Annotated in this window: 1 protein-coding gene; it reads right to left on the bottom strand. The window is 64.9% G+C overall.

Annotated elements, in window-relative coordinates; translation table 11 throughout:
• A partial coding sequence (locus ACRCUN_RS34275) for a beta/alpha barrel domain-containing protein (RefSeq protein ID WP_462146046.1) occupies positions 1–333 on the bottom strand: 333 nt, incomplete at both ends.

Below are 333 nucleotides of genomic sequence, written 5' to 3'. Positions count from 1 at the left end.
TCGGTGATCCGGCGCAACGCCTCACCCAGATTGGTCGCCCCGCACACGAACGGCACGGTGAATTTCCACTTGTCGATGTGGTTGGTGTAGTCGGCCGGGGTCAACACCTCGGACTCGTCGACATAGTCCACACCCAGGCTCTGCAGGATCTGGGCCTCGACGAAATGCCCGATGCGGGCCTTGGCCATCACCGGGATGGTGACCGCATCGATGATGCCCTCGATCATGTCCGGATCGCTCATCCGCGACACCCCGCCCTGAGCGCGGATGTCGGCAGGCACCCGCTCCAACGCCATCACCGCCACCGCACCCGCACCCTCAGCAATGCGAGCC

The organism is Mycobacterium venezuelense, assembly GCF_054919535.1.
Note: the sequence above shows the minus strand (reverse complement) of the source record. Positions and strands in the feature narration are given on the sequence as shown.